We start from the raw sequence: 2,394 nt of genomic DNA, 5'->3' as shown, positions 1-2,394 counted from the left end.
TGCGACTTCCTTATGTTAACATCTTCGTTAGTTAATGTCAACTAAGTTTTTTATTTCATTTGTCGCTTGCGATGTTAATGTCATCGGCGACTTGTTCTATATTACACTTCATTTGTATAATCGTCAATATGTTTTTTTAAAAACTTTATATTTTATAGAATACATATACGTAATCAAATTATCTATTTACGCATTTCTTCTATAGTTATATACAAGCACCCCACAGAACTATCTATAGGGTGCTATTCCATCATAAAAACTATTGTTCTTTCGACGGCACCGAACAACTTCCATCAGCACAAGAAAGATCGCTTTCACCATCTGCTGAAAGTTCCTGTAACTTCGATGCAGGATTCTCTTCTTCCCACACTTGCTGAAGTGCACCAACAAAAGTTTCAAGTGGTTGTGCACCTGAAATAACATACTTTTGATTAATAATAAAATAAGGCACTCCCGAAATTTGATATTGCTGAGCAATCGCTTCATCAATTCTAACATCATTTGCGTACGCATTTTTATCATTAATAACATTTAAAGCTTCTTGCTTATCTAAACCTGAGGCTGCAGCGATAATAGCAAGTGTATCCACATCACTTAAATTTTTCGATTCAGTGAAATATGCAAAAAGTAGATTCTCCGTAATCTCCTTTTCTTTTCCATGATTCTTTGCAAACTTCGCAAGACGATGCGCATCAAACGTATTCGTCGGCTTCATCTCATCAAAGTTAAAACTTAAACCCATACTAGCTGCATGATTTCCTAGCTGTACGTTATTACGCTTAGCTTCTTCAATACTAATTCCATACTTTGATGCAAGCACTTCATTAATACTTGTTCCAGAGTAAACGGGAGTATTCGGATCCAACTCAAAACTTTTAAACTCAACTTCAACATCCTTCTTATGTGGAAATTGCTCTAAAGCCATCTCTAATCTACGTTTCCCAATATAGCAAAATGGGCATACAAAATCCGACCAAACCTCAATTTTCATATAAACACCTCATTAACATTTAGTTTTCAATCATTGTAGCACTGAGATTAAGGAATTCAAAAGTTTTTGCTCTATCTCCTTCATATAGTACATACAAAACTACACTTATAGCAGACTACCTAATTAACAAAAAACGATAATCAAAAGGATTAACTATTATCCCTCCGATTATCGTCTATATAAATGCAACAACTTTAATTATGCCGGAATATACTTCCCTACGAACTTCCATACGGTATTCCAATATTTATTCGAATCTACTTTCTCCGCTTCTCCATGCCCAGCACCTGGAACAATTAATTTCTCTTTTTCTACTTTTGCAGCATTATATACTTCATCTAACATTTCAAAAGGAACGAATGTATCAGCATCCCCATGAATGAATAGCATAGGTGTTTTACTTTTCGCCACTTGTTTTACAGCTGAAGCTTCTTCTAAATCATATCCAGCTCTTAATTTCGTAACTGTATTTGCCGCATTCATAACAGGAAACTTCGGCAAGTGGAATAAATCTTTTAGCTGATAAGTAAATTCATCAATAACGGTTGAGTATCCACAATCTTCAATAATAACTTTAACATTAGAAGGTAAATCTTCTCCTGAAGTCATCATTACAGTTGCCCCGCCCATCGAAACACCAAATAGAGCTATTTCAGCATTAGGATCTTTCTTTAAGATTTGTTGAATCCAAATCAAAACATCTTTACGATCATGCCAGCCCATACCAACATAATCCCCTTCACTATTTCCGTGACCACGAAGGTCTGGTGCTATGACATTATAGCCTTGTTCATAAAAGTTACGAATATATTTCGTCATTTCTGATGCTCTACCATTGTATCCATGAACCACAATTGCCCATTTATGACTAGATGATTCATTCATATATTCATAGCCTTTTAAATTCAATTTATCGAAAGAACGTATAGTTAATGTGTTAGGTTTATACTTCGATACGAAGTTCGCATTCTTTTCTTCATTTGTAGCCAATACATCTCCCGATGCATTTACCGTTTCTACTAAATGAGGATTATCTTGCAAAAATTCTTTTTCTTGTTTCGCATTCAATGCGTAGTTATAAAAATAATTCCCAACTAACATATACACGATTAATAGAAGGACTAAGACTACTATAGTAATTATACCTATCCTTTTCATATTATCTCCTTTTCTAACTTAAATCTTCTTATATTAAAGTACATCAAAAAACAACTGTACTATTTTAACACACCAGTCAATCTTATCTTTAAGAAATAAAATAGAAAATCTTAAATTACATATCAAAAATCACGAAAGAAATCGAATAAAACTTATATAAATATGTAATTAGCTTTGAAAAGAAGTTACAAAATACAAAAAAGACGAGTCATTCTGACTCGTCTTAAAGTTGCTTGGCGACGTCC

Annotated in this window: 2 protein-coding genes; both read right to left on the bottom strand. The window is 33.5% G+C overall.

Annotated elements, in window-relative coordinates; translation table 11 throughout:
* Positions 1 to 259: 259 nt before the first annotated feature.
* Positions 260 to 991, bottom strand: a complete 732-nt coding sequence (locus tag IBT51_RS26875) for a DsbA family oxidoreductase (RefSeq protein ID WP_200458890.1) — start codon at positions 989 to 991, stop codon at positions 260 to 262.
* Between the two features lie 198 nt (positions 992 to 1,189).
* Positions 1,190 to 2,149 carry an alpha/beta hydrolase gene (locus IBT51_RS26870; protein ID WP_000821101.1) on the bottom strand — a complete coding sequence of 320 codons (960 nt, stop codon included), beginning with the start codon at positions 2,147 to 2,149 and terminating at the stop codon, positions 1,190 to 1,192.
* Between the last annotated feature and the right edge of the window lie 245 nt (positions 2,150 to 2,394).

It is taken from the genome of Bacillus sp. S71 (assembly GCF_016625265.1).
GTDB classification, from domain to species: domain Bacteria; phylum Bacillota; class Bacilli; order Bacillales; family Bacillaceae_G; genus Bacillus_A; species Bacillus_A cereus.
This window is presented reverse-complemented; position numbering and strand designations above follow the sequence as displayed.